Source organism: Blastomonas sp. 34TW (assembly GCF_059803595.1).
The window spans coordinates 91,248-115,749 of the sequence record NZ_JAPFGW010000014.1 but is presented as its reverse complement, the minus strand read 5'-3'; the positions used below and the strand labels follow the sequence as shown (position 1 = coordinate 115,749).

Here is a 24,502-nt window from a genome sequence, read left to right as displayed (position 1 = left end):
GAGTTCTCCATGTAGCGTTCTCCGTGAGGTTTGACGGAACAACGGCATAGCCGATCCGGCCTGCATAGGATCTATTATGATCTGGTCCAGCTCGAGGCGCGCTATGGCGCCGACCGCCGCTTCACCGTGCAGGAGCGCGAAGACCTGGCCGAGCGCTATGCCCGTCTGACCCAGGTGATCGCCGACGGCGCCTATGGCGACGAATATGAATCGGACATCGGCATTTCGGTCGCCGACGGGCAGGGCGAATTCAACCAGCGCGTTGATGCTCAGGTTTCCGCGCGCCGGATCACGCGAGTCGAAGGCGCGCGGCTGAAGACCGATTACGCAGCGCTGGTGCGCACCGAGGCGAGCTATCTGCGCGATGGCCGGATCACTGATCAGGAGCGCGACGATCTTTACACCCGGCTCGAAGCGCTCGATGCCCGCGTTGGCGACATGGCCTCGACCGGCGGCGGCAGCACGGTGGTGCAGACCCCGCGCGCGCGCCTCGATGCGATCGCCCGCGCGTTGCCTTCGAGCGGCCTGTCCGCGAGCGCTCAGGCGCAGCTTCGCGTCGAGCATGAGGACCTGACGCGTCTGGAAGCGGCCTATGCGCGGCTCAATGCCAGCGCCGACGACCGTGCCTATCTCGATCGCCGGCTCGGCGAGCTCGAAACGCGCGCGCGCGTCCGCCGCTGATCGTCCGTTTACATCTCTCTCCACCCTGGAGGGCATCGCCTGCGCGATGCCCTCCTTTTTGTTTTACATTTGATGATTGCCGCAGCGATCCGGACTCGATAGCCTCGCCTCACCAAAACGGCGGGAGGGGCGGTGATGGTCGACGATCCGATATGGCAGGCGCTTGCCCAGATGCGTATCGAGCCTCCGGGCGCAGCGCTGAGCTTCACCCGGCGGCTGGCGCGCGAGAACGGATGGACGCGTGCCCATGCCGAAGCGGTGATGACCGAATATCGCCGGTTCCTCTATCTCGCCGCAACCGGCACCGGCGAAGTCACCCCGTCGGATCAGGTCGACCAGGCATGGCACCTGCATCTCGCCTATACCCGGCATTACTGGGAGGAGCTGTGCGCGCGGATCATCGGACGGCCGCTGCACCACGGCCCGACCGCAGGCGGCGCGTCAGAGGGGCGCAAGTATCGCGCGCTCTATGCCGAAACGCTGCAGCGCTATCGTGATACATTCGGGCAAGAGCCGCCGCGCGACATCTGGCCACCGTCGGACATCCGCTTCGGCACGCGCTATCAATGGGTCGACCGCACCCGCCATTATCTGCTGCCGCGCAAGGCGGTGTCGATCGCGGGCATGGCGGGGGGAGCGGCGCTGCTCGCGGCGTGCACGGCGCTCGCTGCCAGCAAGGTCAGCGACGTCACCCGCACCAGCGGTTCGAGCCAGTCGTTCGATGCCTTGATAGGGATCGTCATCCTGCTGGTCGCGGCATTGGTGGTCGTATCGCTGCTGCGCTGGTCATGGAGGCTGGCGCGACGATTGATGGTGCCCAGGGCCTCTGCCAATCGTCGCAAGCGCACCGATGACAGCACGGGTGACAGCTCGATCAGTTCGTTCGACGGCTGGTCGAGCGGCGGTGGCGCGGCCGCAGCGGGCGGCGCGGCCTTTGCGGCGGGCGGCGGCGATTTCGGCGGCGGTGGGGCCGAAGCCAGCTGGGACAGCGATTCCGGCAACGACTCGGGCGGCGACAGCGGTTGCAGCAGCGGCTGCGGAGGATGCGGCGGCGGAGACTGACTCCCCGCCGCGCGCAGTGTCAAAAAGGCTCAGGCCTTCACCAGGCCGATCTCGACCAGCCGCTCGTGCAGATAATCGTCGGCCAGGATCGCATCGGGATAGCGATTGGGCCGTTCGGCGGTGATGCAGCCTTCGAGCGTGCGGATCGGGAAGTCCGATCTGAGGTGCAAAAAGAAGGGCATCGAATAGCGGCTGTAGCGCGCCCGGTCGCCTGCCGGGTTGCGCACGCGGTGCGTGGTCGAGGGCAGGACATGGTTGGTCAGCCGCTGCAGCATGTCGCCGACATTGACGACCAGCGCGCCTTCGGGTGGGCGCATGTCGATCCAGCTGCCATCCTTGGCGAGAATCTCGAGCCCGCCTTCCTCGGCCCCCAGCAGCAGCGTGATGAGGTTGATATCCTCATGCGCGCCCGCGCGGATCGCGCCTTCCTCGCCGGTGCCGACGCCCATGGGCGGATAGTGGAGCAGGCGCAGGATCGAATTGCCCTCATGCACCGCCGGTTCGAACCAGTTCGCATCGAGCCCGAGATAGACCGCGATGCGCGACAGGATGATGTTGCCCACCCGGTCGAACTCGGCAAAAAGCGGCTCGAAGGTTTCGCGGAAATGCTCGGGGCGCTCGGGCCAGACGTTCTTGGGCATGGTGTGCGCGATCGGGCTCGCCGGGTCAATCTCGCGCCCGACATGCCAGAATTCCTTCAGGTCATGCGCCTTGGCATCCTTGGCGATCTCGGTGCCGAACGGCGTATAGCCGCGCTGGCCACCAGCCTCGCTATCGTAATAGCGGCGCTTCTCCTCGGTGGGCAGGGCGAAGAACTCGGCCGTCTTGTCCCAGCCCTGGCGCACCAAAGCGGGGTCGAGGCCGTGATCCTTGATCATTGCAAAGCCATAGGTGGAGAAACTGTCGCCGAGCTTCTGCGCGAGCGCGGCAGGTTCGTCGGTGAGCGAGAGAATGGGCAGTTGTATCATGATGCGGTCCGCAATAGCTGAGTCTCGAAGTTCGAGCGATGCGCTCATCTAGAGTGATTTCGAGTGAAATGGAACATTTCACGGCTCGGAAATCACGGCATAACAGAAACCTAGACCGCGCTTTTGACTCCATCAAAAGCGACCGAGGTCTAGGCGCTCAGACGGGAAAAATCATGACCCAATATTGGCTGATGAAGTCCGAACCCGAAGAATATGGCTGGCACGACCTGGTCCGCGACGGCGAGGGGACCTGGGACGGGGTGCGCAACGCGCAGGCTTCGAACAACCTGAAGGCGATGCGCGAGGGCGATCTGGCGCTGTTCTACCATTCGCGCACGGGGCTGGAGGTCGTAGGGATCATGCGGGTGAGCGAACCCGCCTTTCTCGATCCCAAGGATGAGAGCGGACGCTGGGTCGCGGTGAAGGTGCAGCCGGTCGAGCCGCTGAGGCGCGCGGTGACGCTCAAGGCGATCAAGGCGAATCCGAAGCTGGCCAACATGGCGATCCTGCGCCAGTCGCGCCTGTCGGTCGCTGGCGTAACATGCGACGAATGGGGGGAAATCATGCGCCTCGCGGGGAACGCGTCTTTCTAACCTGCGTAAGTACTCCGAAGGCAAGCCTCCCCGTCTTGCCAAGTGAAGGAGCAATATCATGGGCGAACTCAAGGACAAGGCCGCAGGCACCGCAAATGATCTGGCCGGCAAGGTCAAGGAAGGCATTGGTGCTGCCACCAACAACCCCGAACTCGAAGCCGAAGGCGAGGCGCAGCAGCTTAAGGGCAAGACCCAGAAGCTTGCCGGCGACGTCAAGGGCGCATTCGGCGACAAGGTGTGATCTTCTGATCCAGCTTCGCTGAATTCAAAAGGACCGGCTCTCTTCCGCTAGCAAGAGGGCCGGTTTTTTGCGCTTCCGAAGCCCTCTCCCTAGAAGGGAGAGGGCTGCGAAGACTTATGAGCGAAGCGAATTAGTCGAAGCTGGGTGAGGGTGAAAATGCGCAGGCGTTCACGCACATCACCCTCATCCAACTCCGCCTAACCGCGCTGCGCCCAGCAAGGCTTCGTATCCTTCTCCCTTCAAGGGAGAAGGTTTGTTCGCTCAGCGCCCCCGTAGACCCGTCACCGTAGCCCCGCTCGCTGCAATATTCTCGATATCGGTCTTGAGATGCAGCAGCTTGAGCCCCGGCTGCGCCAGCGCCTCTGCGAGTGCGGGGGCGAATTGCTCGGTGCGTTCGACCGTTGCCGCCCAGCCGCCATAAGCGCGCGCAAGCAGTGCGAAATCGGGATTGTGGAGCGTCGTGGCGGAGAGCCGAGTCGGATATTCGCGCTCCTGGTGCATGCGGATGGTACCGTACGCGCCGTTGTCGATCACCAGCACCAGCAGGTCCGCGCCATATTGCACGGCGGTTGCCAGTTCCTGGCCGTTCATCAGGAAATCGCCATCTCCCGCCAGCGCAACGACCTTGCGGTGCTTGAGGCGCAGCGCGGCAGCGACGGCGGCGGGCACGCCATAGCCCATCGCACCAGCGGTCGGGGCGAGCTGGCTCGGCTTTTCACCATAATGCCAGTAGCGGTGCCACCAGCCCGAGAAATTTCCCGCGCCGTTGCAGATGACGGTATCGGCGGGCATCGCCGCACGCATCGCCTTGACGCACTGGCCGAGATCGAGCGCAGCCCCAGTCGGCTGCGGGTCGGAAAAGGCGAGCCATTCGGCATGCGCCTCGGCGCCGCTGTCGAAATGCACGTCGTCCTCGTCCCACAGCGCGGCAGCTTCGGCAAACTCTTCCATGTCGGCGCACAGCGGCAGGTCGGTGCGATAGACTCGGCCGAGCTCGTTCGGGTCGGGATGGACATGCGCCAGCGTCTGGCCGGGATGCTCGGTGGTGATCAACGTGTAGCCATCGGTGGTCGCTTCGCCCAGCCGCGCGCCGACCGCGAGAATCAGGTCCGCGGCCTTTACCCGCGCGACCAGCTTCGGGTTGGGGCCATAGCCGAGATTGCCCGCCCAGACCGGTGAGGCGTTGTCGAAAGCGTCCTGCTGGCGAAAGGCGCAGGCGACGGGAAGGCCGATGCGCTCGGCGAAGATCTGGAAATTGGCGCGCGCCGAGGGGCTCCAGTCCGCGCCGCCGATGATCGCGATCGGGGACTTGGCGTCCCCGAGCATCTCCATCAGCACCGCAAAGCCGTTGGGGCAGACCGGCTGGGCGGGGCGGGTGACGCGCGGACGGTCGGCGGTCTCGACCACGTCCTTGAGCATGTCCTCGGGCAGCGCCAGCACCACCGGGCCGGGGCGTCCGGAGATCGCCACCGAAAAGGCGCGCGCGACATATTCGGGGATGCGCGCCGCATCGTCGATCCGTGCCGCCCATTTGGCGAGCGGCGCGAACATCGCCTGGAAATCGACCTCCTGAAAGCCCTCGCGGTCCCTCATCCCCCGGTCGACATCGCCGATGAACAGCACCATCGGCTTGCTGTCCTGCATGGCTACATGCACGCCGATACTGGCATTGGTCGCGCCCGGGCCGCGCGTCACGAAGGCGACGCCGGGCCGTCCGGTCATCGCGCCATCGGCACAGGCCATGAAGGTCACGCCGCCTTCCTGACGGCAGACCACGGTGTCGATTTCGGGCACGTCGTGCAGCGCATCGAGCACCGCGAGAAAGCTCTCGCCCGGCACGGTGAAGATGCGGTCGCAGCCCTGCGCCACCAGCTGGTCGACAAGAATGCGCCCGCCGGTGCGGGGGGAAATGCCGGTCATGAAGTTCCTCGCCTTGCTGTTATCGTTGCTTATTCGTCGCCATAGACCGCGACGCTGCGCGCGCCGTCGCTGCTGGCCATCCCACGATACATGCCGGGCGTGCGGAAAGCATAGCCCTGATGGCCCCAGGGGGTGAGATAGATCAGCCCGCCGGTGCCGCCCAGGCCCACCATCTCGGCCATCACCGCATCGACGATCTCCTGCACCTCGTCCGCCGTCAGCGCGGTGGCGAGCAGCCTGGCGCGCGCCGCTTCGTCGAGGATCGTGCCGCCGCGCTCGGCCTCGTGCGCGAGGAACTCGGCGCGGGCTTCGGCCTTCAGGCGGATGCGGGTGCAGATTTCGTGCGCCACGCCGACGCGGATGAAAAACTCGCCCGCGCCGGTGGCGGAGACGGCGCACGAACGGTCGTCGGCATAGGTGCCCGCGCCGATCAGCGGCGAATCGCCGATCCGGCCATAGCGCTTGCCGGTGAGTCCGCCGGTCGAGGTGCCCGCCGCGACATGGCCATGGCTGTCGCGCGCGACCGCGCCGACGGTGCCGTATTTCATGTCGATGTCGAACCAGCCGCTGGTCTTGGCCTTCATCTCCTCGAGCTGGCGCTTGCGCTCGGGCGTGCCGAAATAGGCGTTGTCGACTTGGGACAAGCCCGATTCCGCCGAGAACCGGTCCGCGCCCTCGCCCGAGAGCATCACGTGCGGGCTGTCCTCGAGCACCTTGCGCGCGAGCAGGATCGGGTTCTTCGTGTGGTGCGCGCGGGCGATGGCACCAGCGGCGCGGTCGGCGCCGTCCATCACCGCGGCGTCGAGCTCGATCTTTCCCTCATAGGTATAGACCGACCCGTGGCCGGCGTTGAAATGCGGGTCGTCCTCGAGCACGATGATCGCCGCCTGCACTGCGTCGAGCGCGCTGCCGCCTGCGGCAAGCACCTGAGACCCGGCCACGAGCGCGCGGTCGAGCCCGGCGCGTGCACCGGCATCGGCCTCTGCGCTCAGGCGGCCGCGCTCGAACTGGCCCGATCCGCCATGGATGACGAGCGACCAGCCGCTGTGGCCGGTGGTTTCAGTCGAGGGATGCGACATGGGGACAGGCTCCGGATCAGGCGGGAATTGAGCTGCCGCGATTAGGCGGCTTTGGCGAGCCGCGCAACTTTGTGTGGATTGCGCGCGGTTTCCATCGCAATGTCCGGACGTGAAGAAAGGTTCCGGGGGGCTTGGACATGCAGCAGACGATCACCATCGAGGAAGACGACCTGACCGGCGAGGATATCGTGGCCTTGCTGCGCTATCATCTGGGTCAGATGGTCCAGCATTCGCCGATCTGTTCGGTCCATGCCTTTCCGGTCGAGCGGCTGCGGCAACCCGATGTCACCTTCTATGCGCTGCGCATCGACGGGCAGCTCGCCGCATGCGGCGCGCTCAAGCAGATCGACGCGGACCATGGCGAGCTGAAATCGATGCGCACCGAACCCAATTTCCTTCGGCGCGGGCTGGGCGAGGCGATGTTGCTGCATCTGATAACCGAGGCGCGGGCGAGGGGCTATACGCGCCTCTCGCTCGAAACCGGCAAGCCGGAGCCCTTCCATGCAGCGCACGCGCTGTATCGCAAGCACGGCTTTGCCGAATGCCCGCCCTTTGGCGATTATACCGAGGACCCGTTCAGCATGTGCATGACGCGCACGCTGTGACGCTCACTTGACGACCGACACCTCGGCCACCCAGACGCGCGGCCAGTCCCACGCGCCGCGGCAATCGTCCATTTCATGGCGCTCGGATAGCCGGAACTGCTCGCCGTCCCAGGCATAGCTGTTCGCCGTGCCGCAATCGCCAAGCCCGCGCCCCTTGGCAAATTCCGAAAGGGTGCCGGTTGCGGGATCGAAACTGGCATTCACAACTTGCGCGACCTGTTCCTCGTCGCCCCAGCCGGTTTCACCGTCGAATTTCGCATTGCGGAAGGTCCAGCGGGCATTGGGGTCTTCCATAGGGCGTTCGGCGATCATCACCGCTGATCCGAAATTGTATGCGCCCGAATCGCAGGCGATCAGCACCAGCGCCATGTCTTTGCCGTTATGCTGGCCGAGCGGCTCGACGCTGTCCTCGGCGCCTTCCATGCGGAATTCGCAGCCGCTATCGGCGATGACCTTGGGATAGGCCTTGAGATCGGGCAGCTCGATCAGGCTGGTCGCGGCGCGCGCGGTCAATTGCGGCGTTTCGGGCGGCTGCGCGGTATCGGGCTTCGCGCCGGTCGCGACGATGGCGCCGCTGGTCCCCGCGCGCTGCTGGATCGCATCGATATAGCGCAGCGCCGCCGACGATCCGGCGAGCGAGATCGGGATCGCCTTGCCATCGGACAGCAGGACCTTTGCCGACTGGCCATTCGCCAGGCCGCGCGCAATCGCCATCGACTGCGCCTCGTCGAGCCAGGTGTCGCCTTCGCTGTCGGGCGTGCCCGAGTGCGGCTTGCCGCCATCGATCACCAGCCGCGCCGGCCCCTTGGCCTGCTCCTCCTGCGGGGTGAGCTCGATGCGGAACGGTGCATCGGGGCCGCCCTCGCGGCGGATGCGCACGACCTGCGCCGTGAACAGTTCGGACGCATCGTCGGACAGCGTTCCCGCCTCGCACGACCAGATATTGTCGCAGGCGACATACCAGTCCTTGAAGATCTTCACCTCGCCGGGAACGGGACCAGTGGGGGAGGCGGCGGCGGCGGCAAGCAGCAGAAACGGGCTCAACATCTTGGGATTATCGCTCCTAGCAAGACTCGCGGTCTTCGGTTATGCGCCCCGCCTATCCGATTCCGGCAACAGCAGAAAGAGGCGCAACATGGATAAAGTGGCAGTCATCGGCGCAGGCCAGATGGGCGCAGGGATTGCGCAGGTTAGCGCGCAGGCGGGCTACCATGTGTTTCTCTCCGATGTGTCGGTCGATCTGGCGGAAAAGGGCAAGGCAGGCATCGGCAAGCAGCTGGCGCGCGCGGTCGAAAAGGGCAAGATGGAGGCGAGCGAGGCCGACGCGGTGCTGGGCCGCATCCAGCCCGTCGGCGATTATGGCCCGATGGCCGATGCAGGCCTGATTATCGAGGCGGCGACCGAGCGCGAGGACATCAAGCGCGCGATCTTCGAGGCTGTCGGCAAGGTGCTTGGCCCGCAAGCGATCCTGGCGAGCAACACCTCGTCGATCCCGATCACCCGCATGGCTGCCGCCAGCCCCGATGCGGCGCGCTTCGTCGGCGTGCATTTCTTCAACCCCGTGCCGGTCATGGGGCTGATCGAGCTGATCCGCGGGCTCGCCACCTCGGACGCGACGGTCGACGCGGTGCGCGGCTATGCCGAGCGTATCGGCAAGCGCGTGGTCCAGGCCAATGATGCGCCGGGATTCATCGTCAACCGCATCCTGCTGCCGATGCTCAACGAGGCGTGCTTTGCGCTCGGCGAGGGCGTGGCGACGATACCGGATATCGACGCGGCGGTGCAGCTGGGGCTCAACCACCCGATGGGGCCGCTGACGCTCGCCGATTTCATCGGGCTCGACACCTGTCTCAGCATCACCCAGGTGCTGCACAGCACCACCGGCGACCCCAAGTTCCGCCCCGCGCCGCTGCTGGTCAAATATGTCGAGGCTGGCTGGCTGGGTCGCAAGACCAAGCGCGGCTTCTACGACTATTCGGGCGAAACCCCGGTTCCGACACGCTGACTGTCAACATTTGCTGACAGCCCTGCCGCTTTGCGATACATTGGGGCTGGAGGCCAGCTGCAAGAACCCGGAGACCTTTGATGACCGCCCACAAGCTCAAGATCGATATCGTGTCGGACGTGGTCTGTCCCTGGTGCATCATCGGCTACAAGCAGCTCGAAAAGGCGCTGGAAGCGGTGGGCGACGAGGTCGAGGCGGAGATCACCTGGCACCCGTTCGAGCTCAATCCCGGAATGGTGCCCGAGGGCGAGGCGATTTCCGAGCATGTCGCGCGCAAGTACGGCGCAACGCCGCAGCAGAGCGCGAGCAACCGCCAGCGGCTGACCGATCTGGGTGACCGGCTGGGCTTCGGCTTTCATTATGGCCCCGACATGCGCATCTACAACACATTCAAGGCGCACCAGCTGCTGACCTGGGCGGGCGACAGCTTTGGCAGCGCGGCGCAGACCCGGCTGAAGCTGGCGCTGTTTTCGGCCTATTTCCAGGCGAACCGCGATGTCAGCGACGAGGAGGTGCTGCTCGCGATCGTCGCCGAAGCCGGGCTCGATGCGGACGAGGGCCGCGCGGTGCTCAACGATCCCGACAACGAGGCCGAGGTCCGCGCGCATCTCGACCACTGGATCGAACAGGGCATCAGCGGCGTTCCCGCGATCATCTTCGACGGCAAGTATTTGGTTCCCGGCGCGCAGGAGGCCGAGACCTTCGTCAACGTGATCCGAAAGGTGCGGGAAAAGGCGCTGGCGTGAGGGGGCGCAGCCCTGTCACTGCCACCCGCTCAGCGTGAGCCTGTCGAAGGTCCGCGATTTGGTCTCCGGATATAGCGACGTCATCCTGAACTTGTTTCAGGATCCATCGTGCACCAATAAGCCGAAGCCGCGTGGGGCGAAATGGACCCTGAAACCAGTTCAGGGTGACGATAATTGCAATGCTTAGCTCAGCGCGGGCCTTCGACAAGCTCAGGGTGAGCAGAGGTGGGGGTGGGGTTGCTATGGTCCGGACCCCCGGCGCGGGGCCTTCGACAGGCTCAGGCTGAGCGGGGGTGGGTGACAAGGGCCGGAGAGTGAGGTTCGTTAAACCAGCCCCAGCCGCGCCAGTTCGCCGAGCATTTCCGCAGGCATCGCCTCGGCCTCGCTCATGCCGTCGCCAAGGTCTGCGGGCGCATCGGCGGCTTCGAGATAGCGCCAGCCCTGATGGGCGCGGCGGGGGATGGATTGGACGGCGATCAGCCGGGGTTCGATGCGGATCCAGATGCGGCCCTGACCATTGTCCATGAAGCCGATCAGCGGGCTGCGGCCGACGATCGCGCGGTTGTGGATCCAGTAGAGCGAGCCCCCGACCATTTCCTCGTGGCGCTTGGGCAGATAGCGCGTCGTCAGCCGCGCTTCGCCGAGCGGCGCGTGGCTTTCGATCCACTGGCGCAGCGAACCCACGCTGGTCGCGCCGAACGCGATCTTGGTCATCGACAGCGGCATTACAGGCTCACAAGGCCACTCGCGACCGCGAGGCCCAGAAAGGCAAGAAAGCCCATCGAATCGGTCGTCATGGTGACGAAGATCGAGCTCGCCACGGCCGGGTCCTGATCGAGCTTTTCCAGCACCACCGGGATGACCACCCCGGCGAGCCCCGCCAGCAATATGTTCGTCTGCATCGCGGCGGCGATGACGAGGCCCAGATGCACGTCATGGAACCACAGCGCCGTCGCCGTGCCCGCGATCAGCGCGATGGTCGCGCCGTTCATCAGCGCGATGCGCATCTCGCGCAGGATCGCGCGGCGGGTGTTCGATTCGGTGAGCTGGTTGGTGGCGAGCGCGCGCACCGTCACCGCCAGCGTCTGCGTCCCCGCATTGCCGCCGACGCCCGCCACGATCGGCATCAGCACCGCCAATGCCACCATCTGCTCGATGGCGCCGCCGAAAAAGCCGATGACGCTGGAGGCGACGAGCGCGGTGCCGAGGTTCGCGATCAGCCAGCGCACGCGGGTCTTGTAGGTCTCGCGCACCGGCTCGTTAATGTCGCCATCGCCCGCGCCCGACAGGCGGAAAATGTCCTCGCCCGCCTCTTCCTGGACGATATGGATGATGTCATCGACCGTGATCTGGCCGACCAGCCGCCCGGCACCATCGACCACGGCGGCGGAGATCAGCGCATATTTCTGGAAGCGCAGCGCGACCTCTTCCTGGTCCATATCGGTGGGGATGAGCGTCTGTTCGCGCTTCATCACATCGGCGAGCGCGATATGGCGCGGGGTGCGCAGGATCCAGCTCAGCTGGCAGGTGCCGACCGGGCGATGCTGCGGATCGACGATGAAGATTTCCCAGAATTCGGTGGTGAGGTCGCTATGCTCGCGCAGATAATCGATCAGCTGGCCGACATTCATGTGCTCCGGCACCGCGACCAGATCGCGCTGCATCAGGCGGCCGGCGGATTCTTCGGGGAAGGAAAGCGCATCGACGATCGCGGCGCGATCGGCCGGTTCCAGCTCGGCGAGAACCGCGCGCTGGTCCTCCTCCTCCATCTCCTCGATGATCGCGACGGCATCGTCGGTCTCGAGCTGCCCGGCGAGCTCCGCCACCTGCGCGGCGGGCAGGGCGTCGATCACGTCATCGCGGACATAATCGTTGAGCTCGGTGAGCACGTCCGCGCCGAGCAGGTCGGTGATCGCACGCGCCAGCGGACCCCGATAGTCGCGCTCGACCAGCTCGAAAAGGTCGGCAATATCGGCAGGGTGAAGCGGCTCGACCAGGTCATAGGCCGCTTCGTCATCGCCCGCGTCGAGCGCCTCGCAGACCTGATCGACAAAGCCGGGCAGCAGGCGGTTGTCCTCGTCCAGGCTGGTGCTGGCGTCGGCCAGCTCGGCGAGGTCGGGCTCACGGAGCGGCGCGTCGGTCGGGTCGGTCATGGCCTGCTCCTGTCTGCGGGGTGGATGGGGAACGCGCGGGCGTGCCGCAACGTTTCGCGTGTTTGGCGCTTCGCACCTGCAAAAGCAATCCCGATCGGGCGCGTCGGCCAAGGGGTGACATTCGCACCCGCGCCGCTATATCGGCGGCATCCATTTCTCCGGCCGCAAAGGACCTATCATGACCGCCGAAACGCTTACCTTTCACATCCAGGATGGCGGCGACATCGTCATCAAGCTGCGCCCCGACCTCGCGCCCAACCATGTCGCGCGCATCGTCGAGCTGGCGCAGGAAGGCTTTTACGACGGCGTGAAGTTCCACCGCGTGATCGCCGGCTTCATGGCACAGGGCGGCTGCCCCAACGGCACTGGCACCGGCGGTTCGAAAAAGCCCGACCTGAAACAGGAATTCAACGACGAGCCGCATGTCGAGGGCGTGTGCTCGATGGCGCGCACGATGGATCCGAACAGCGCCAACAGCCAGTTCTTCATCTGCCTCGACGATGCGCGCTTCCTCGATCGCCAGTACACCGTCTGGGGTCAGGTGATCGAAGGCATGGAGCATGTCCACGCGCTGCCCAAGGGCGAACCGCCCGCCAAGCCCGGCGTGATCGCCTCGGCAACGGTGGCCTGAGAGGTTGATGACGTAAAACTCCCCTCCCTTTGAGGGAGGGGCTGAGGGTGGGTAGGCGTTTGCGGGCTAGCTCTGGCGCGGACGACCCACCCCTAACCCCTCCCTGGCCAGGGAGGGGCATAGGTTGCTGCATCACGCGACAATCAGATATTCGCTTCGACCAGCCAGTCGTGGAACAGCCGCACCGCGCGCGTCTCGAGCGCGCGCGGCTTGCAGACGAACCAGTAGCTGTACGGGCTCTCGACCCGCACGTCGAACAGCTTGGCGAGCCGCGCATCGCCCGATCGGGTGAGATGGTCGTCGTGCATGATCGCGATGCCCAGGCCCTGGGCCGCCGCTTCGAGCATCAGCGGGCCGCTGTCGATATGATCGATCGATTGCGGGTGCAGGTCCGTGAGGCCCAGCGCCTGTTTCCACGCATCGAACGAATGCGCCATCTCGTTGTGCACGAGGATGGTCTGGCGGTTGAGCGTTGCAAGATCGGGGCGCGGGCCGATGCTCTCGACCAGCTCCCGCGAGGCAATGGCATAGACATAGTTGCGGTCGAGCCGGACCGAATGCAGCGCCGGATCGGGGTGTTCGGCCAGGATGATCGCCGCGTCGAGCGTGTCGCCCAGCCGCGCTTCGGCATGGCCCGATGTGTCCACGTCGATATGCAGCATCGGATAGAGCCGCCTGAGTTCGCCCAGCCGCGGAACCAGCCGCTGGCTTCCGAACAGCGGCAGCATGCCCAGGCGCAGCCTCAGCACACGACTGTCGTCCATATGCGCGGCGACGGCGTCCGCGAGCGCGTCGATCGCGGGCGCGACGCTGGCGTAGAGCGCTTCGCCTGCCTCGTTGAGCTTGAGCTGCTGGTTATGGCGCTTGAACAGCTTCTTGCCGACGAAATCCTCCAGCCCACCGATGCGGCGGCTGAGCGCGGAAGGCGAGAGCGCGAGCTCGCTCGCCGCAGCCTTGGCCGAGCCAAGCCGCGCGACGCGCAGAAATGCTTCGAGGGAACGCAGGGGAGGGAGACGTCGCATGGCCATGTGTCGCGCATTATTGCAGTGCAGCGGAAATGTGCAATTGCAAATATGGACGGACTGCGGTTTTACGCGACCTCAGTTGCATCCTTTGCAACTCAAATCAATCTTTTCGCACTTGCACAATAAGGGCTCCTGACCCATATTGATCATGCCTTTCAGGCATCCTCTCCTAAAAACTTTATCGGGTCAGCCTTCGGGCTGGCCCTTTTTTTATGTCTGGATGGCCTGTGGCCGCAGCCTCTAACCCAGCCGATCGGGCTTGGCAAATCCTTTGATTTCCGGGGGTTTTTTTGCAGTTGCGAAGAGATGGCGCCGCAAAGGATTGCAGTCGTGCGAGGTAAGCGGTGTCATAAGCGGTGACCGGCAAGCGACAGCGAAAGTATCCTAATCGCGATTCGCGAATCACAAGGTGATGGTGCGCGTCGCCGGATGGTACTTGTCGAGATGTTTGCGGATGATCTTCAGGTTGCGCGTGTTCGAACGCCAGAAGAAGTCAAACGCATCACCCACCAGCGGTACCGCGCCGATCAGGCTGTCGAAACCGACATTGGCCGCCATCCGCGCGAGCTGGAATTTGGACATGCCCAGGTTGCGCGCCTCCCAGACGATGTACAGGCCCATCGCGCCAGTGATGACGTCGCCCAGCACGGGGACGAGACCGAGCACGAAATCGAGCCCCACCTTGCGATTGACGCCGGGCAGGGTGAAGCTGCGCTCGAGCATCATTTCCAGCATCTCGACACGCTGGCGGATCGCCTGCGGATCGTTCGACAGCGCGGGCATGGCTGCGCGCAGCTGCTCCATCTGTTCAGGCCGGATCGTCTTCATAGGTTACCTCCGCAACCCCTTGCGCGCCCTATCTGGGGATGACGACCATGTCCGGCAAGGCGTGCCAGCCATCGGCGGTGATGGCAAAGCCGGGCACGTTCCCACGCACCAGCGAATAGCGGATCGGCGTGCCCAGCGGGATGAAGATATTGGCCGAGGTGATCGCGACCTCGGCCTCGGCCATCTTGGCCATGCGCACCGCCGGATCGACCGCCCGCCGGGCCTGGGCCAGCAGCACATCGCCTTCCTCGTTGCACAGCGGGCGCACCGCGCAAGCGAGCTGGTTGAGGAACCAGCCGGGCTGGCGATAATGCGCAACCTCGTCGATCAGCCGCAGATCGGCTGCCGCGTCAGGCGCCACCATCCGGGCATCGAGCCCGATCGTCTGCAGATCGCGCCGGATGCGGCCGAACACCAGCCGCGACCCCGGGCCGCGCGGCATGGCGATACGCAGCATGGGTAGCGTTGCATTGGCCTGCCGCCAGCGCACGATGCGCCCGCGCGCCAGATCGCGCCGCGCCTCGATGGTCAGGTCGGTCCAGCGGTCGCCGATCAGCGGCTGGTAGCGCGGCAGACCCAAGGGCACGATGCGCGCGGTCACCTGCCACTGGCCGATGCCCAGCGGGGTCATCAGCGCCTCGCGATCGATCGCCAGCGCGATCGCCTCGCGATTGGCGGGGTCGCTGAGAAAGCCCTTTCCGTTGACCACCAGCAGCCCGAACAACCCGATGACCGGATCGGCGCGCACGTCATTGTCGGAAATGCCCGCCGCGCTCAGATAGGGCAGATGCTCGAACCGCCCGCCGAGCACCATCGCGGTTTCGCCCATCGAAAATCGCGCGATCGCCCTCGCCGCGCGTTCGGTGCGGACCTCGAGCGGGCGAACCATGCGCCGTGGATCCGGCCCCATGGAATCGTCGACACGCTCGGTCAGCAGTGTCCAATAGGTCTGGCGATCCGCGGCCAGCGGCCCGGTGCCGCTGCCGTTGCGGCGGATGCCCAGCTCGGGTTGCGCCAGGATGCGCAGCAATTCGGGCTGGGGCGCGAGCAGTCGGATCTCGATGACGCGTCCGGTCATCGAGCGGATGTCGCGAACCTCCGCCGTGTCGGCCCCGAGCGCGCTCTTCGCCTCGATCTGCAAGCGGCGCTTGAGCGCTGCGGCGACATGCTCGGAGGTTACGGGATCGCCATTCTCCCAGCGGGCGTTGCGCAGCCGGAAGATATAGCTGAGACCGTCATCGGTGACGATCCAGCGCTCGGCGAGCCCCGGCACGATGTTGCCCAGCGCATCGAGCCGCACGAGCCCCTGCGAGGTCGCCGCGCGCAGATAGGCCGAGCCGGGCTCCAGCACGGCAGCATCGAGATTGTTGCGGCTGGAGGAATCGATGATCGAGATGCCGAGCGGCGAGCTGTCCGAGCTGCTGCAGGCCGCAAGCGCCAGCGTCGCCGCAGCCATCAGGCCCGAAATGGCCTTTTTCCATGCGCCGGTCATGCCTCGCCTCGCGTCGCTCACTTGCCCCTGGCCGCGATAGCAGGGGCTGGAGCGAGGGACAACGCCGCGCTCGGATGGATGTTGCCGGGATTGTCGATCCAGCCGCGCACGCGCGGGGCGACGAGCGCGCCGCTGCGATAGAACCAAAGGGGGATGACCGGCATCGCATCGAGCAATCGCGCCTCGGCGGCGCGCATCGCGGTCATCCGGCGCGCGGGGTCGGGTTCGGCCATCGCCCGGTCGAGCAGCGCGTCATAGCTTGGATCGGCAAAGCCCGAATAGTTGACCTCGCCTGCATCCGACCGGTGCACCGCGAGGAAATTCTCGGGCGCGGGCAGATCGGCGATCCAGCCAGAGCGCGCCATCTGGAAATCGCCGCGCCGCATCGCCGCGAAATGCAGCGCTGGCTCGCTGTTGAGCACACTCGCCTCGACGCCGAGCGGCTTCCACATCGCCGCCAGCGCGACCGCCATGCGGCGATGTTCGGCAGACGAGTTGATGCGGATTTCGAAGCGCAGCGGGCGCGCGGGGCCGTATCCGGCGGCAGCGAGCAGGCGTTTCGCCTCGGCCTGGCGGCGCTTGAGCGAGAGGCTTGCCCAATCGGGGCGTACGGGCAAGCCGACATAGAGCGCGGGTGGCACCAGACCATAAGCCGGCGCATTGCCCATCGGCAGCAGCGCGCGCGCCAGCCATTCGCGGTCCGCCGCCATGCCGAGCGCACGGCGCACGCGAACGTCATCGAAGGGCGGCTTGCGCGTGTTCATCGTGAAATAATAGCTGCCCAGATAATCGCCGGTGCGCACCGCGCTGGGGCGCTGCTGCTTGAGCCAATCATGGCGGCTTTGCGGATAGTCCCCGGAAATATCGGCTTCGCCCGCCAGGAACAGCCGCATTCCCGCGAGCGGATCGTCGACCGGCTTCCAGATCACCGTGCCGATCGGGGCGCGGCCGCGATGCCAGTTCGGATTGCGCTCGAGCACCAGCCGGTCGTTCAACCGCCAGTCGCGGGTGCGATAGGGGCCGGAGGTGACCAGCGGGCGCTCGGCGGTCCAGTCCGCCGCGCCTTGTCCCGCGCGATGCAGCGGCAGCGCCGCCATCGCCGGGTGCGCGAGCAGAGCGGGTAGCTGCGGGAAGGGGGCAGCGAGCCTCACCACAACCGCTGCATCGCCATCGGCCTCCACCGACCGGATCGCGGCGAACAGCGCGGTGTGCGGCGACCCGGTCGCCTTGTCGTTCAGCCGCTGCCAGCCGCGCGCGAACACCGCCGCGGTGATCGGCGTGCCATCGGAGAAGCGCAGGCCGGGACGCAGGATGAACCGCCAGGTCAGCCCGTCGGGGGATACCTTCCAGTCGCGCGCCAGCCCCGTCACCGCCATGCCGAACACATTGAAGCGGGTCAGCCCCTCGAACTGGTCCGCCGCAACGCGCAGCGAGGCGAGGTCCGAATAGACCTGCGGGTCGAGCCCGCGAATCTCGGCATCGGCCAGCCGCACCAGCCGGTCGGGGCCGGGCGTTGCGGCCTGCGGAGCCTTCGCACCCGAACAGGCCGCGAGCAGGGCAGACAGCAGCAGGATGAGGAGCACGCGCATTCCCGCCTGTTTGCCGTCTTAGCGCGCCAGGGGGAAGCGCGAATGCACCGGATCATGCTCTTGCGTCCGCTCGGCTCGCCGCATGGGCGGGAACGGATCGCCGCCCTGACGCGTCCCCTGTGCATTCACATCACAAGGGAAATCATGACCATGCTGAACAGGAAGAGCCTGTCGCTGGGCGCCGCGCTGATCGCGGCGACCGTGGTGAGCGGCTGTGCCGGAACCGGCTATAACGATCGCGGCTTCGGATCCTATCGTCAGTACGATTGGAACCGGCCCGATCCGAGCTATGGTGGCTATGACGCGGGACGCTACTACCGCGACGACCGCCGCTATCGCGAACGCCGCCTCGGGCGCAACGACCGGATCTATCGCGGGCAGGACGGGCGCTATTATTGTCGCCGACCGGACGGGACGACCGGGCTGATCGTCGGCGGCCTCGCGGGCGGCATTCTCGGCAACATCATCGCGCCGGGCGATTCGCGTACGCTGGGAACGATCCTCGGCGCGGCGGGCGGTGCTGCCGCTGGCCAGGCCATCGACCGCAACGGCGCACGCTGCCGCTGATCGCAGTAAAGCAAAAGGCGCCCCGGGTGATCCCGGAGCGCCTTTCGTGTCTCTGGCAGCTACGCGAACTTAGTAGCTGTAATACATGTCGAATTCGACCGGGCTGGGGGTCGTTTCCCAGCGGATCACATCGTCCCATTTCAGCTCGATATAGGCTTCGATCTGGTCCTTGAGGAACACGTCGCCCTTGAGCAGGAAGTCGTGATCGGCGGCCAGCGCGTCGAGTGCTTCGCGCAAGCTGCCGCACACGGTCGGCACTTCCTTCAGCTCTTCGGGCGGCAGGTCGTACAGGTTCTTGTCCATGGCTTCGCCAGGATGGATCTTGTTCTGGATGCCGTCTAGACCGGCCATCAGCAGCGCCGAATAGCACAGATAGGGGTTCGCCATCGCGTCGGGGAAACGGAACTCCACGCGCTTGGCCTTTTCGCCGGTGCCATAGGGGATGCGGCACGAGGCCGAACGGTTGCGGCTCGAATAGGCGAGCAGCACCGGTGCCTCGAAGCCCGGCACCAGACGCTTGTAGCTGTTGGTGGTCGGGTTGGTGAAGGCGTTCAGTGCCTTGGCGTGCTTGATGACGCCGCCGATAAAGTACAGGCACATTTCCGAAAGACCCGCATAGCCGTTACCGGCGAACAGCGGCTTGCCTTCCTTCCAGATCGAGATGTGCGTGTGCATGCCCGATCCGTTGTCGTTCTTGATCGGCTTTGGCATGAAGGTCGCGGTCTTGCCATAGGCCTGGGCGACCATGTGCACGACATATTTGTAGATCTGCATGCGGTCGGCGGTCTGGGTCAGCGTGCCGAAGGTAAGGCCCAGTTCGTGCTGGGCGGCGGCCACCTCATGGTGGTGCTTGTCGCAGGGCAGGCCCATTTCGAGCATGGTGCTGACCATCTCGGCGCGCACGTCGGTCATGCTGTCGACCGGCGCGACCGGGAAATAGCCGCCCTTGGCGCGCGGACGGTGGCCCAGATTGCCGCTGTCATAGCTGCGGCCGGTATTGGTCGGCAGTTCGATATCGTCGATCGCGAACATCGAACCGTTATAGCCGTCCGAGAAGCGCACATCGTCGAACATGAAGAATTCGGCTTCGGGGCCGACATAAACGGTGTCGCCGATGCCGGTGGACTTGAGATAGGCCTCGGCGCGCTTGGCGGTGCTGCGCGGGTCGCGCGCGTAAAGCTCGCCGGTGCCCGGTTCCACGATGTCGCAGAACAGGATCAGCATCGGATCGGCCGAGAACGGATCAATATAGGCGGCGTCCAGATCGGGACGCAGGATCATGTCGGATTCGTTGATCGCCTTCCAGCCTTCGATCGACGAGCCGTCGAACATCAGGCCGTCTTCCAGCTCGTCCTCACCGATGACGCCGGCGCACATCGTCAGGTGCTGCCACTTGCCCTTGGGATCAGTGAAGCGGACATCGACCCACTCGATCTCGTTTTCCTTGATCATTGCCAGAATATCTGCGGCGGTTTTTGCCATTGTTGCTTTCCCTCTTCGTCTATCTGCGATCCGGGCCTTGCGACCCCCCTCGGGTGGAACTGATCTGATTGTTGCGGCCTTGCCGGGGCAGGCCTCTCCTGGGTTTTGCGCGCGTCCTGTTGATCAGACCGCGTCGTTATCCCGTTCACCCGTGCGGATGCGGAGTGCGGTTTCCACAGGGATCACGAAAATCTTGCCATCGCCGATGCGGCCGGTCTGCGCGGCGGCGGCGATCGCCTCGACCACGCGCTCGGCCAGCGCGTCGTCGACCACGACCTCAAGCTTCACCTTGGGGAGGAAATCGACGATATATTCGGCGCCCCGGTACAGCTCGGTATGGCCCTTCTGGCGGCCGAAGCCCTTGGCCTCGGTCACGGTGATGCCCGAGACGCCGACTTCGTGCAGCGCCTCCTTCACCTCATCGAGCTTGAACGGTTTGATGATCGCCTCGATCTTCTTCATAAGTCCCTGATCATCCTGTCGTCTTCCGCCTGACCCGCAAGGGCAGGGCGGTTGTGGGAAGCAACACAGCGGCGAACCGCTGCGTCATGATATGGCTGTATGAGGCTTTGACAACCTGCACGCGGCGCGGTCCCCCGAGTCCCCCATTGACTGCTACCAAACAATTAACGTGCCAAGACGCATTCCGCCACAAAAGCTTGTGTGCGGTGCAATATTATTGCGGGGCGTGATCGATTTGCGGGCAAGCTTGCAGGGCGGTGCCTGTTTTTTGGGCAGGCAGCCATTGCAAAGTGCGGAATTGTCACGCTGGGGCAGGTGGGATATAATCGCACCACAGCAAAGGAACGACGATGGAAAAGGCCAGCATCACCCTGACCGACGCGCATCACAAGCTGCTGCATGCAGCCGTCGAAGCAGGCGAATACGCGAGTATCAGCGAAGCGATCCGCGATGCCTTGCGCCGTTGGGAACTCGAACGCCAGATGCAGCAGGCCGAGCTGGAGCATCTGCGCCGTGAAATCCAGAAGGGTATCGACGATATTGAGGCAGGGCGGGTCGTCGAGTGGGACCCTGAGGCCATGAAGCAGCGCCTTCGTGCCAAATATGCCAAATGATCCGACTATCAGTCTCGATCGAAGCGCAGGCTGACCTTGACGCGATTGCAGAGTATATCGCGCGCGACGATCTCGCGGCAGCGGAACAGTTCATCGAAAAGCTGACCGGCATGTTCGACCGGCTTTGCGATGGGCCCGGAATCGGCTCGCCGCGGGATGATCTGATGGCCGGTTTGCGTGGACGCGCTTTCGGAAGCTACATTATCTTTTATCGGGCTCGACACGAGGTCCTCGAAATCGTGCGGGTCATCCATGGTGCCCGGGATCAGACCAAGATTTTTGGAGCGGCCCACAGGTCCACTGATCAATAAGGCGGCCGGTCCAGCCCCTTCGCGCTCTTCGTGAAGATCTCGCAGCCAGTCTCGGTGATGCCGATCGAATGTTCGAACTGCGCCGAGAGCGAGCGGTCGCGGGTCACGGCGGTCCAGCCGTCCTCGAGCATCTTCACCGCATGCTTGCCGATATTGATCATCGGCTCGATGGTGAAGAACATGCCGGGCTTGAGCTCGGGCCCGGTGCCTGGGCGCCCCACATGCACCACTTCGGGCGCGTCGTGGAACAGTTTGCCCAGGCCATGGCCGCAGAAATCGCGGACCACGCCATAGCGGTGCTTTTCGGCATAGGACTGAATCGCGTGCGCGACATCCCCCATCGTGTTGCCGGGCCTGGCCTGCTCGATGCCGAGCATCAGGCATTCATAGGTCACGTCGACCAGCCGCCGTGCCTTCACGCCGACATCGCCGATCAGAAACATGCGGCTGGTATCGCCGTGCCAGCCGTCGACGATCGGGGTCACGTCGATATTGACGATATCGCCGTCCTTGAGCTTGCGGTCGCCGGGGATGCCGTGACACACGACGTGGTTGATCGAGGTGCAGCAGCTGTGCGTGAAACCGCGATAGCCGAGCGTCGCAGGGATGCCGCCGCCCGCCAGCATCAGCTCGCGCGCCTTGTCGTCGATCTCCGCCGTGGTCACGCCTTCGGTGACGAAGCTGGTCAGCTCGTCGAGCACATGCGCGGCGAGCTGGCCCGCCTTGCGCATCCCTTCGAAGCCCTCGGGGCCGTGCAGCTTGATGGTGCCATCGCGCATCGGCGTGTCGGCATTGGTGACGTGGACATATTGGTTCATGGTGATTCCATATAGGGAAGGGGCGGCGATTTGGCGACCCCTTGCGCGCTCGGGGCGGGTTGGGGGCGGGCTTAGTCCATTGACTTAGTCCGGTCAATGGACTAACCTCAAGCCCATGACCAGCATCGTCAACGTCCATGACGCGAAAACGCACTTTTCCAAGCTGCTCGACCGCGCGCATGCCGGCGAGGAGATCATCCTGGCCAAGGCGGGCAAGCCCTATGCTCGGCTGGTGCCTTTGGAGCGGCCCAAAGTGGAGCGTCGACCGGGTCGGCTGAAGCTTGCCAATCGCATTCCCGACAGCTTTTTCTTCGATCCGCTGCCCGAAGAAGAGCTTCGCGCCTGGGAATGACCGATTATCTGTTCGATACGCATGCACTCGTATGGTGGTGGTTGGGGGACCCGGCCTTGCCGCGCGCGGTGGCGGAGGAAATTGGCGACGAGCGCAACACCATATTCGTGAGCGCCGTGTCTGCCTGGGAAGTCGCAACCAAATGTCGCATCGGCAAATGGGAAGCTACCATTCCGGTATACGAGAAGTTCGAGCATCTGGCGCGAGCAGACGGCTTTTTCGAACTTGGCGTCAGCGTGTCCACTGGCCTGCTCGCAGGCTCCCTGCCCGGCGAGCATCGCGATCCCTTCGACCGGATGATCGCGGCGCAGGCGATCCACGACGACCTCACCGTCATCACCCGCGATCCGGCGCTGGCGGCGCTTGGCTGCCGAACCTTCTGGATCGAATGACGGGGCCTTTCACGAACCGCTTGCGCCGGTTTGCGCACGCGCTAAACACCGGCGCATGACCGCAGACGCCACCGCTTCCACCCCCCGCATCTGGACCGCCGCGCTGATCGTGATCGGCGACGAAATCCTCTCCGGCCGCACCCAGGACAAGAATGTCGCGCAGGTCGCAACCTGGCTCAACGTGCAGGGCATAAGGCTGAAGGAGGTGCGCGTGGTCGCCGACGACATGGAGGCGATCGTCGAGGCGGTGAACTTACTGCGCGCGCGCAACGACTATCTGTTCACCACTGGCGGCATCGGTCCGACGCATGACGACATCACCGTCGATGCCATCGCGCAGGCTTTGGGCGTGGAGGTGGTGATCCATCCGGTCGCGCGTGCGGTGCTGGAGCGCTATTACGCGACGCGCGGCGGGCTCACCGAAGGACGGCTGCGCATGGCCCGGGTCCCGGAAGGCGCCGAACTGATCGAGAACCGCATGTCCGGCGCGCCGGGCATCCGCATCGGCAATGTGTTCCTGATGGCGGGCGTACCGCATATCACCGCAGGGATGCTCGATGCGCTGACCGGAACGCTCGAAGGCGGGCTGCCGGTGCTGTCGGCGACCTTGGGCTGCTGGGTCGCGGAAAGCGAGATCGCGGATATGCTGGGCGCAACCGAGCGCGCGCACGAACAGTGCCAGATCGGCAGCTATCCCTTTTTCCGCGAAGGCCGGGTCGGCGCGAATTTCGTGATCCGCTCGGTCGACCAGGCGGCGCTCGATGCCTGCGCGGCAGCGCTGACCGCATCGCTGGAAGCGGCCGGGCGCGAGGTCACGCCCGGCGGCATCTGATCAATTCGTCTGGATCAATCTTCCGGAGCGATCGCGACCTTCAGGCCGTCGAGCGCGTCGGTCAGCTGGATCTGGCACGACAGGCGCGAGGTTTCGTTACGGTGATCCGAGCTGTCGAGCAGGTCGTCCTCGTCGGCACTGATCGCGGGCAGCTTGTCGACCCAGGCGGCATCGACATGGACATGGCAGGTCGCGCACGAGCAGCAGCCGCCGCACAGCGCCAGAAGTTCATCAAAGCCGTTGTCGCGGATCGCTTCCATCACCGACAGGCCGGTATCGGCTTCGATGGTGCTTTCTTCGCCCGCGCGATTGATGACGGTCAGCTTTGGCATGGAAACTCCCCATTGAGTGGAAACGGGCATTGGCCCCCCGAACGCGGTTGCTATGATCAACGCCAAGCGCGATTGCAAGCGGCAGAATGGATGAGGATGCAGTTATGGGATTGACCGCAGAGCAGTTGACGACCGGCTTGGACACGGTGGCCGCGACCGAACCAGCGATCGCCCGCGCGATCGGAATCGCCGGCTATCCCGAAACCCGGATCCGCGACCGTGGCTATGCGACGCTGCTGCGCACCATCGTCGGCCAGCAGGTCAGCGTCGCTGCGGCGGCATCGGTCTGGAACAAGCTCGAAGCCGCGCTGGGTACCGGCTGTGCGCCCGATGCGCTGATCGCGGCGGATTTCGAGTCCTTACGCGCCTGCGGTCTTTCGCGACAGAAACAGGGCTATGCCCGCTCGCTCGCCGAGCTGGTGGTGAGCGGTGGGCTCGATCTGGAAAACCTGCCCGAGGACGATGAGGCCGCGATTGCCGAGCTGGTGAAGATCAAGGGCATCGGCCGCTGGTCGGCGGAAATCTATCTGCTGTTCGCCGAAGGCCGCCCCGATATCTGGCCTGCGGGCGATCTGGCGGTCCAGGCTGGCATAGGCCGCATCCTGGGGCTGGAGACGCGCCCGTCCGAAAAGGAAACGCGCCTGCTCGCCCACCCCTGGTCACCGCATCGCGGCGCGGTCGCGATCCTGACCTGGCATTGCTACAACAACGCGGCGCTGTAA

The 24,502-nt window shown here is 65.0% G+C and carries 29 protein-coding genes; 15 read left to right on the top strand and 14 right to left on the bottom strand.

Annotated elements, in window-relative coordinates; genetic code table 11:
• Positions 1-30: 30 nt before the first annotated feature.
• Positions 31-681: a hypothetical protein gene (locus OPU69_RS16900; protein ID WP_498512624.1), complete on the top strand. Its 651-nt coding sequence runs from the start codon at positions 31-33 to the stop codon at positions 679-681.
• Positions 682-816: 135 nt separating this feature from the next.
• Positions 817-1,743 carry a glycine-rich domain-containing protein gene (locus OPU69_RS16895; protein ID WP_498512622.1) on the top strand — a complete coding sequence of 309 codons (927 nt, stop codon included), beginning with the start codon at positions 817-819 and terminating at the stop codon, positions 1,741-1,743.
• Between the two features lie 29 nt (positions 1,744-1,772).
• Here OPU69_RS16895 and OPU69_RS16890 read toward each other — a convergent pair whose 3' ends face one another.
• Positions 1,773-2,711, bottom strand: a complete 939-nt coding sequence (locus OPU69_RS16890) for an isopenicillin N synthase family dioxygenase (protein ID WP_273303333.1) — start codon at positions 2,709-2,711, stop codon at positions 1,773-1,775.
• A 173-nt stretch (positions 2,712-2,884) separates the two neighbouring features.
• Between OPU69_RS16890 and OPU69_RS16885 the strand changes: the two genes are divergently transcribed.
• Both OPU69_RS16885 and OPU69_RS16880 read left to right on the top strand, forming a co-directional pair.
• Positions 2,885-3,304 (top strand): EVE domain-containing protein, encoded by a 420-nt coding sequence (locus OPU69_RS16885; RefSeq protein ID WP_498512620.1) that lies wholly within the window; start codon positions 2,885-2,887, stop codon positions 3,302-3,304.
• A gap of 58 nt (positions 3,305-3,362) precedes the next feature.
• A complete protein-coding gene (locus tag OPU69_RS16880; protein WP_060980090.1) occupies positions 3,363-3,545 on the top strand; it encodes a CsbD family protein in 183 nt (60 codons plus the stop codon).
• Positions 3,546-3,806: 261 nt separating this feature from the next.
• On the opposite strand, the gene OPU69_RS16875 is transcribed toward OPU69_RS16880, so the two are convergent.
• Together OPU69_RS16875 and OPU69_RS16870 are read right to left on the bottom strand one after the other, a co-directional pair.
• Entirely contained in the window at positions 3,807-5,465 is a 1,659-nt protein-coding gene (locus tag OPU69_RS16875) for a thiamine pyrophosphate-binding protein (RefSeq protein ID WP_498512618.1), read from the bottom strand.
• Positions 5,466-5,494: 29 nt separating this feature from the next.
• Positions 5,495-6,544, bottom strand: a complete 1,050-nt coding sequence (locus tag OPU69_RS16870) for an isoaspartyl peptidase/L-asparaginase family protein (RefSeq protein ID WP_498512616.1) — start codon at positions 6,542-6,544, stop codon at positions 5,495-5,497.
• Between the two features lie 137 nt (positions 6,545-6,681).
• Between OPU69_RS16870 and OPU69_RS16865 the strand changes: the two genes are divergently transcribed.
• The gene (locus OPU69_RS16865; RefSeq protein WP_498512614.1) at positions 6,682-7,149 is read left to right on the top strand and encodes a GNAT family N-acetyltransferase; all 468 of its coding nucleotides are present in this window, start codon (positions 6,682-6,684) and stop codon (positions 7,147-7,149) included.
• Positions 7,150-7,152: 3 nt separating this feature from the next.
• On the opposite strand, the gene OPU69_RS16860 is transcribed toward OPU69_RS16865, so the two are convergent.
• On the bottom strand, positions 7,153-8,196 hold the full coding sequence (locus tag OPU69_RS16860) for a DUF1176 domain-containing protein (protein ID WP_060980094.1): 1,044 nt from the start codon (positions 8,194-8,196) through the stop codon (positions 7,153-7,155).
• Positions 8,197-8,284: 88 nt separating this feature from the next.
• Between OPU69_RS16860 and OPU69_RS16855 the strand changes: the two genes are divergently transcribed.
• Entirely contained in the window at positions 8,285-9,154 is an 870-nt protein-coding gene (locus OPU69_RS16855) for a 3-hydroxyacyl-CoA dehydrogenase NAD-binding domain-containing protein (protein ID WP_498512612.1), read from the top strand.
• Positions 9,155-9,234: 80 nt separating this feature from the next.
• Entirely contained in the window at positions 9,235-9,900 is a 666-nt protein-coding gene (locus tag OPU69_RS16850; RefSeq protein ID WP_498512610.1) for a DsbA family oxidoreductase, read from the top strand.
• Positions 9,901-10,224: 324 nt separating this feature from the next.
• Here the strand turns inward: OPU69_RS16850 and OPU69_RS16845 are convergent, their stop codons facing one another.
• Both OPU69_RS16845 and mgtE read right to left on the bottom strand, forming a co-directional pair.
• Positions 10,225-10,626, bottom strand: coding sequence for a DUF1489 family protein (locus OPU69_RS16845; protein ID WP_060980097.1), 402 nt, complete (start codon positions 10,624-10,626; stop codon positions 10,225-10,227).
• Positions 10,626-12,053 (bottom strand): magnesium transporter, encoded by a 1,428-nt coding sequence (gene mgtE / locus OPU69_RS16840; protein WP_498512608.1) that lies wholly within the window; start codon positions 12,051-12,053, stop codon positions 10,626-10,628. The genes OPU69_RS16845 and mgtE overlap by 1 nt, the downstream gene beginning before the upstream one ends.
• A 178-nt stretch (positions 12,054-12,231) precedes the next feature.
• Here mgtE and OPU69_RS16835 point away from each other — a divergent pair, with 178 nt between their 5' ends.
• The gene (locus tag OPU69_RS16835) at positions 12,232-12,684 is read left to right on the top strand and encodes a peptidylprolyl isomerase (protein WP_060980099.1); all 453 of its coding nucleotides are present in this window, start codon (positions 12,232-12,234) and stop codon (positions 12,682-12,684) included.
• 143 nt (positions 12,685-12,827) lie between these two features.
• On the opposite strand, the gene OPU69_RS16830 is transcribed toward OPU69_RS16835, so the two are convergent.
• From OPU69_RS16830 to OPU69_RS16815, 4 genes are all read right to left on the bottom strand, one after another.
• Complete coding sequence (locus OPU69_RS16830) at positions 12,828-13,712, bottom strand: LysR substrate-binding domain-containing protein (RefSeq protein WP_082730742.1); 885 nt, start codon at positions 13,710-13,712, stop codon at positions 12,828-12,830.
• Between the two features lie 399 nt (positions 13,713-14,111).
• Positions 14,112-14,513 carry a DUF4112 domain-containing protein gene (locus tag OPU69_RS16825; protein WP_099046474.1) on the bottom strand — a complete coding sequence of 134 codons (402 nt, stop codon included), beginning with the start codon at positions 14,511-14,513 and terminating at the stop codon, positions 14,112-14,114.
• A 52-nt stretch (positions 14,514-14,565) separates the two neighbouring features.
• Positions 14,566-16,029 carry an ABC transporter substrate-binding protein gene (locus tag OPU69_RS16820; RefSeq protein ID WP_498512605.1) on the bottom strand — a complete coding sequence of 488 codons (1,464 nt, stop codon included), beginning with the start codon at positions 16,027-16,029 and terminating at the stop codon, positions 14,566-14,568.
• 17 nt (positions 16,030-16,046) lie between these two features.
• Positions 16,047-17,618 carry a peptide ABC transporter substrate-binding protein gene (locus OPU69_RS16815; protein WP_498512603.1) on the bottom strand — a complete coding sequence of 524 codons (1,572 nt, stop codon included), beginning with the start codon at positions 17,616-17,618 and terminating at the stop codon, positions 16,047-16,049.
• 150 nt (positions 17,619-17,768) lie between these two features.
• On the opposite strand from OPU69_RS16815, the gene OPU69_RS16810 reads away from it, so the two are divergent.
• Positions 17,769-18,185 (top strand): glycine zipper 2TM domain-containing protein, encoded by a 417-nt coding sequence (locus tag OPU69_RS16810; protein WP_498512601.1) that lies wholly within the window; start codon positions 17,769-17,771, stop codon positions 18,183-18,185.
• Positions 18,186-18,254: 69 nt separating this feature from the next.
• Here the strand turns inward: OPU69_RS16810 and glnA are convergent, their stop codons facing one another.
• Positions 18,255-19,667, bottom strand: a complete 1,413-nt coding sequence (gene glnA, locus OPU69_RS16805; RefSeq protein ID WP_110297214.1) for a type I glutamate--ammonia ligase — start codon at positions 19,665-19,667, stop codon at positions 18,255-18,257.
• 123 nt (positions 19,668-19,790) lie between these two features.
• A complete protein-coding gene (locus OPU69_RS16800) occupies positions 19,791-20,129 on the bottom strand; it encodes a P-II family nitrogen regulator (RefSeq protein WP_060977474.1) in 339 nt (112 codons plus the stop codon).
• 350 nt (positions 20,130-20,479) lie between these two features.
• On the opposite strand from OPU69_RS16800, the gene OPU69_RS16795 reads away from it, so the two are divergent.
• Both OPU69_RS16795 and OPU69_RS16790 read left to right on the top strand, forming a co-directional pair.
• The gene (locus OPU69_RS16795) at positions 20,480-20,743 is read left to right on the top strand and encodes a type II toxin-antitoxin system ParD family antitoxin (RefSeq protein WP_060977475.1); all 264 of its coding nucleotides are present in this window, start codon (positions 20,480-20,482) and stop codon (positions 20,741-20,743) included.
• Positions 20,740-21,054, top strand: coding sequence for a type II toxin-antitoxin system RelE/ParE family toxin (locus OPU69_RS16790; protein WP_081096962.1), 315 nt, complete (start codon positions 20,740-20,742; stop codon positions 21,052-21,054). Before OPU69_RS16795 ends, OPU69_RS16790 begins: the two co-directional genes overlap by 4 nt.
• Here OPU69_RS16790 and map read toward each other — a convergent pair.
• A complete protein-coding gene (map, locus tag OPU69_RS16785; RefSeq protein ID WP_498512598.1) occupies positions 21,048-21,872 on the bottom strand; it encodes a type I methionyl aminopeptidase in 825 nt (274 codons plus the stop codon). The genes OPU69_RS16790 and map overlap by 7 nt on opposite strands.
• A 115-nt stretch (positions 21,873-21,987) precedes the next feature.
• On the opposite strand from map, the gene OPU69_RS16780 reads away from it, so the two are divergent.
• From OPU69_RS16780 to OPU69_RS16770, 3 genes are read left to right on the top strand one after another with little or no spacing between them, the layout of a single operon-like run.
• On the top strand, positions 21,988-22,224 hold the full coding sequence (locus OPU69_RS16780; protein WP_060977478.1) for a type II toxin-antitoxin system Phd/YefM family antitoxin: 237 nt from the start codon (positions 21,988-21,990) through the stop codon (positions 22,222-22,224).
• Positions 22,221-22,616, top strand: coding sequence for a type II toxin-antitoxin system VapC family toxin (locus OPU69_RS16775; protein ID WP_498512595.1), 396 nt, complete (start codon positions 22,221-22,223; stop codon positions 22,614-22,616). The genes OPU69_RS16780 and OPU69_RS16775 overlap by 4 nt, the downstream gene beginning before the upstream one ends.
• A gap of 55 nt (positions 22,617-22,671) precedes the next feature.
• Positions 22,672-23,448, top strand: a complete 777-nt coding sequence (locus OPU69_RS16770) for a competence/damage-inducible protein A (protein ID WP_498512593.1) — start codon at positions 22,672-22,674, stop codon at positions 23,446-23,448.
• Between the two features lie 14 nt (positions 23,449-23,462).
• Here the strand turns inward: OPU69_RS16770 and OPU69_RS16765 are convergent, their stop codons facing one another.
• A complete protein-coding gene (locus OPU69_RS16765) occupies positions 23,463-23,780 on the bottom strand; it encodes a 2Fe-2S iron-sulfur cluster-binding protein (RefSeq protein WP_060977481.1) in 318 nt (105 codons plus the stop codon).
• 104 nt (positions 23,781-23,884) lie between these two features.
• Here OPU69_RS16765 and OPU69_RS16760 point away from each other — a divergent pair, with 104 nt between their 5' ends.
• Complete coding sequence (locus OPU69_RS16760; RefSeq protein WP_498512591.1) at positions 23,885-24,502, top strand: DNA-3-methyladenine glycosylase family protein; 618 nt, start codon at positions 23,885-23,887, stop codon at positions 24,500-24,502.

Coding starts and splice junctions, on each gene's coding strand:
- OPU69_RS16875 (WP_498512618.1), bottom strand. CDS start 5,465: ATGACCGGCATTTCCCCCCGCACCGGCGGGCGCATTCTTGTCGACCAG.
- OPU69_RS16835 (WP_060980099.1), top strand. CDS start 12,232: ATGACCGCCGAAACGCTTACCTTTCACATCCAGGATGGCGGCGACATC.
- OPU69_RS16770 (WP_498512593.1), top strand. CDS start 22,672: ATGACCGCAGACGCCACCGCTTCCACCCCCCGCATCTGGACCGCCGCG.
- OPU69_RS16760 (WP_498512591.1), top strand. CDS start 23,885: ATGGGATTGACCGCAGAGCAGTTGACGACCGGCTTGGACACGGTGGCC.
- OPU69_RS16795 (WP_060977475.1), top strand. CDS start 20,480: ATGGAAAAGGCCAGCATCACCCTGACCGACGCGCATCACAAGCTGCTG.
- glnA (WP_110297214.1), bottom strand. CDS start 19,667: ATGGCAAAAACCGCCGCAGATATTCTGGCAATGATCAAGGAAAACGAG.
- map (WP_498512598.1), bottom strand. CDS start 21,872: ATGAACCAATATGTCCACGTCACCAATGCCGACACGCCGATGCGCGAT.
- OPU69_RS16895 (WP_498512622.1), top strand. CDS start 817: ATGGTCGACGATCCGATATGGCAGGCGCTTGCCCAGATGCGTATCGAG.
- OPU69_RS16830 (WP_082730742.1), bottom strand. CDS start 13,712: ATGGCCATGCGACGTCTCCCTCCCCTGCGTTCCCTCGAAGCATTTCTG.
- OPU69_RS16850 (WP_498512610.1), top strand. CDS start 9,235: ATGACCGCCCACAAGCTCAAGATCGATATCGTGTCGGACGTGGTCTGT.
- OPU69_RS16765 (WP_060977481.1), bottom strand. CDS start 23,780: ATGCCAAAGCTGACCGTCATCAATCGCGCGGGCGAAGAAAGCACCATC.
- OPU69_RS16865 (WP_498512614.1), top strand. CDS start 6,682: ATGCAGCAGACGATCACCATCGAGGAAGACGACCTGACCGGCGAGGAT.
- OPU69_RS16845 (WP_060980097.1), bottom strand. CDS start 10,626: ATGCCGCTGTCGATGACCAAGATCGCGTTCGGCGCGACCAGCGTGGGT.
- OPU69_RS16880 (WP_060980090.1), top strand. CDS start 3,363: ATGGGCGAACTCAAGGACAAGGCCGCAGGCACCGCAAATGATCTGGCC.
- OPU69_RS16790 (WP_081096962.1), top strand. CDS start 20,740: ATGATCCGACTATCAGTCTCGATCGAAGCGCAGGCTGACCTTGACGCG.
- OPU69_RS16775 (WP_498512595.1), top strand. CDS start 22,221: ATGACCGATTATCTGTTCGATACGCATGCACTCGTATGGTGGTGGTTG.
- OPU69_RS16870 (WP_498512616.1), bottom strand. CDS start 6,544: ATGTCGCATCCCTCGACTGAAACCACCGGCCACAGCGGCTGGTCGCTC.
- OPU69_RS16800 (WP_060977474.1), bottom strand. CDS start 20,129: ATGAAGAAGATCGAGGCGATCATCAAACCGTTCAAGCTCGATGAGGTG.
- OPU69_RS16855 (WP_498512612.1), top strand. CDS start 8,285: ATGGATAAAGTGGCAGTCATCGGCGCAGGCCAGATGGGCGCAGGGATT.
- OPU69_RS16860 (WP_060980094.1), bottom strand. CDS start 8,196: ATGTTGAGCCCGTTTCTGCTGCTTGCCGCCGCCGCCGCCTCCCCCACT.
- mgtE (WP_498512608.1), bottom strand. CDS start 12,053: ATGACCGACCCGACCGACGCGCCGCTCCGTGAGCCCGACCTCGCCGAG.
- OPU69_RS16820 (WP_498512605.1), bottom strand. CDS start 16,029: ATGACCGGCGCATGGAAAAAGGCCATTTCGGGCCTGATGGCTGCGGCG.
- OPU69_RS16810 (WP_498512601.1), top strand. CDS start 17,769: ATGCTGAACAGGAAGAGCCTGTCGCTGGGCGCCGCGCTGATCGCGGCG.
- OPU69_RS16885 (WP_498512620.1), top strand. CDS start 2,885: ATGACCCAATATTGGCTGATGAAGTCCGAACCCGAAGAATATGGCTGG.
- OPU69_RS16780 (WP_060977478.1), top strand. CDS start 21,988: ATGACCAGCATCGTCAACGTCCATGACGCGAAAACGCACTTTTCCAAG.
- OPU69_RS16825 (WP_099046474.1), bottom strand. CDS start 14,513: ATGGAGCAGCTGCGCGCAGCCATGCCCGCGCTGTCGAACGATCCGCAG.
- OPU69_RS16890 (WP_273303333.1), bottom strand. CDS start 2,711: ATGATACAACTGCCCATTCTCTCGCTCACCGACGAACCTGCCGCGCTC.
- OPU69_RS16815 (WP_498512603.1), bottom strand. CDS start 17,618: ATGCGCGTGCTCCTCATCCTGCTGCTGTCTGCCCTGCTCGCGGCCTGT.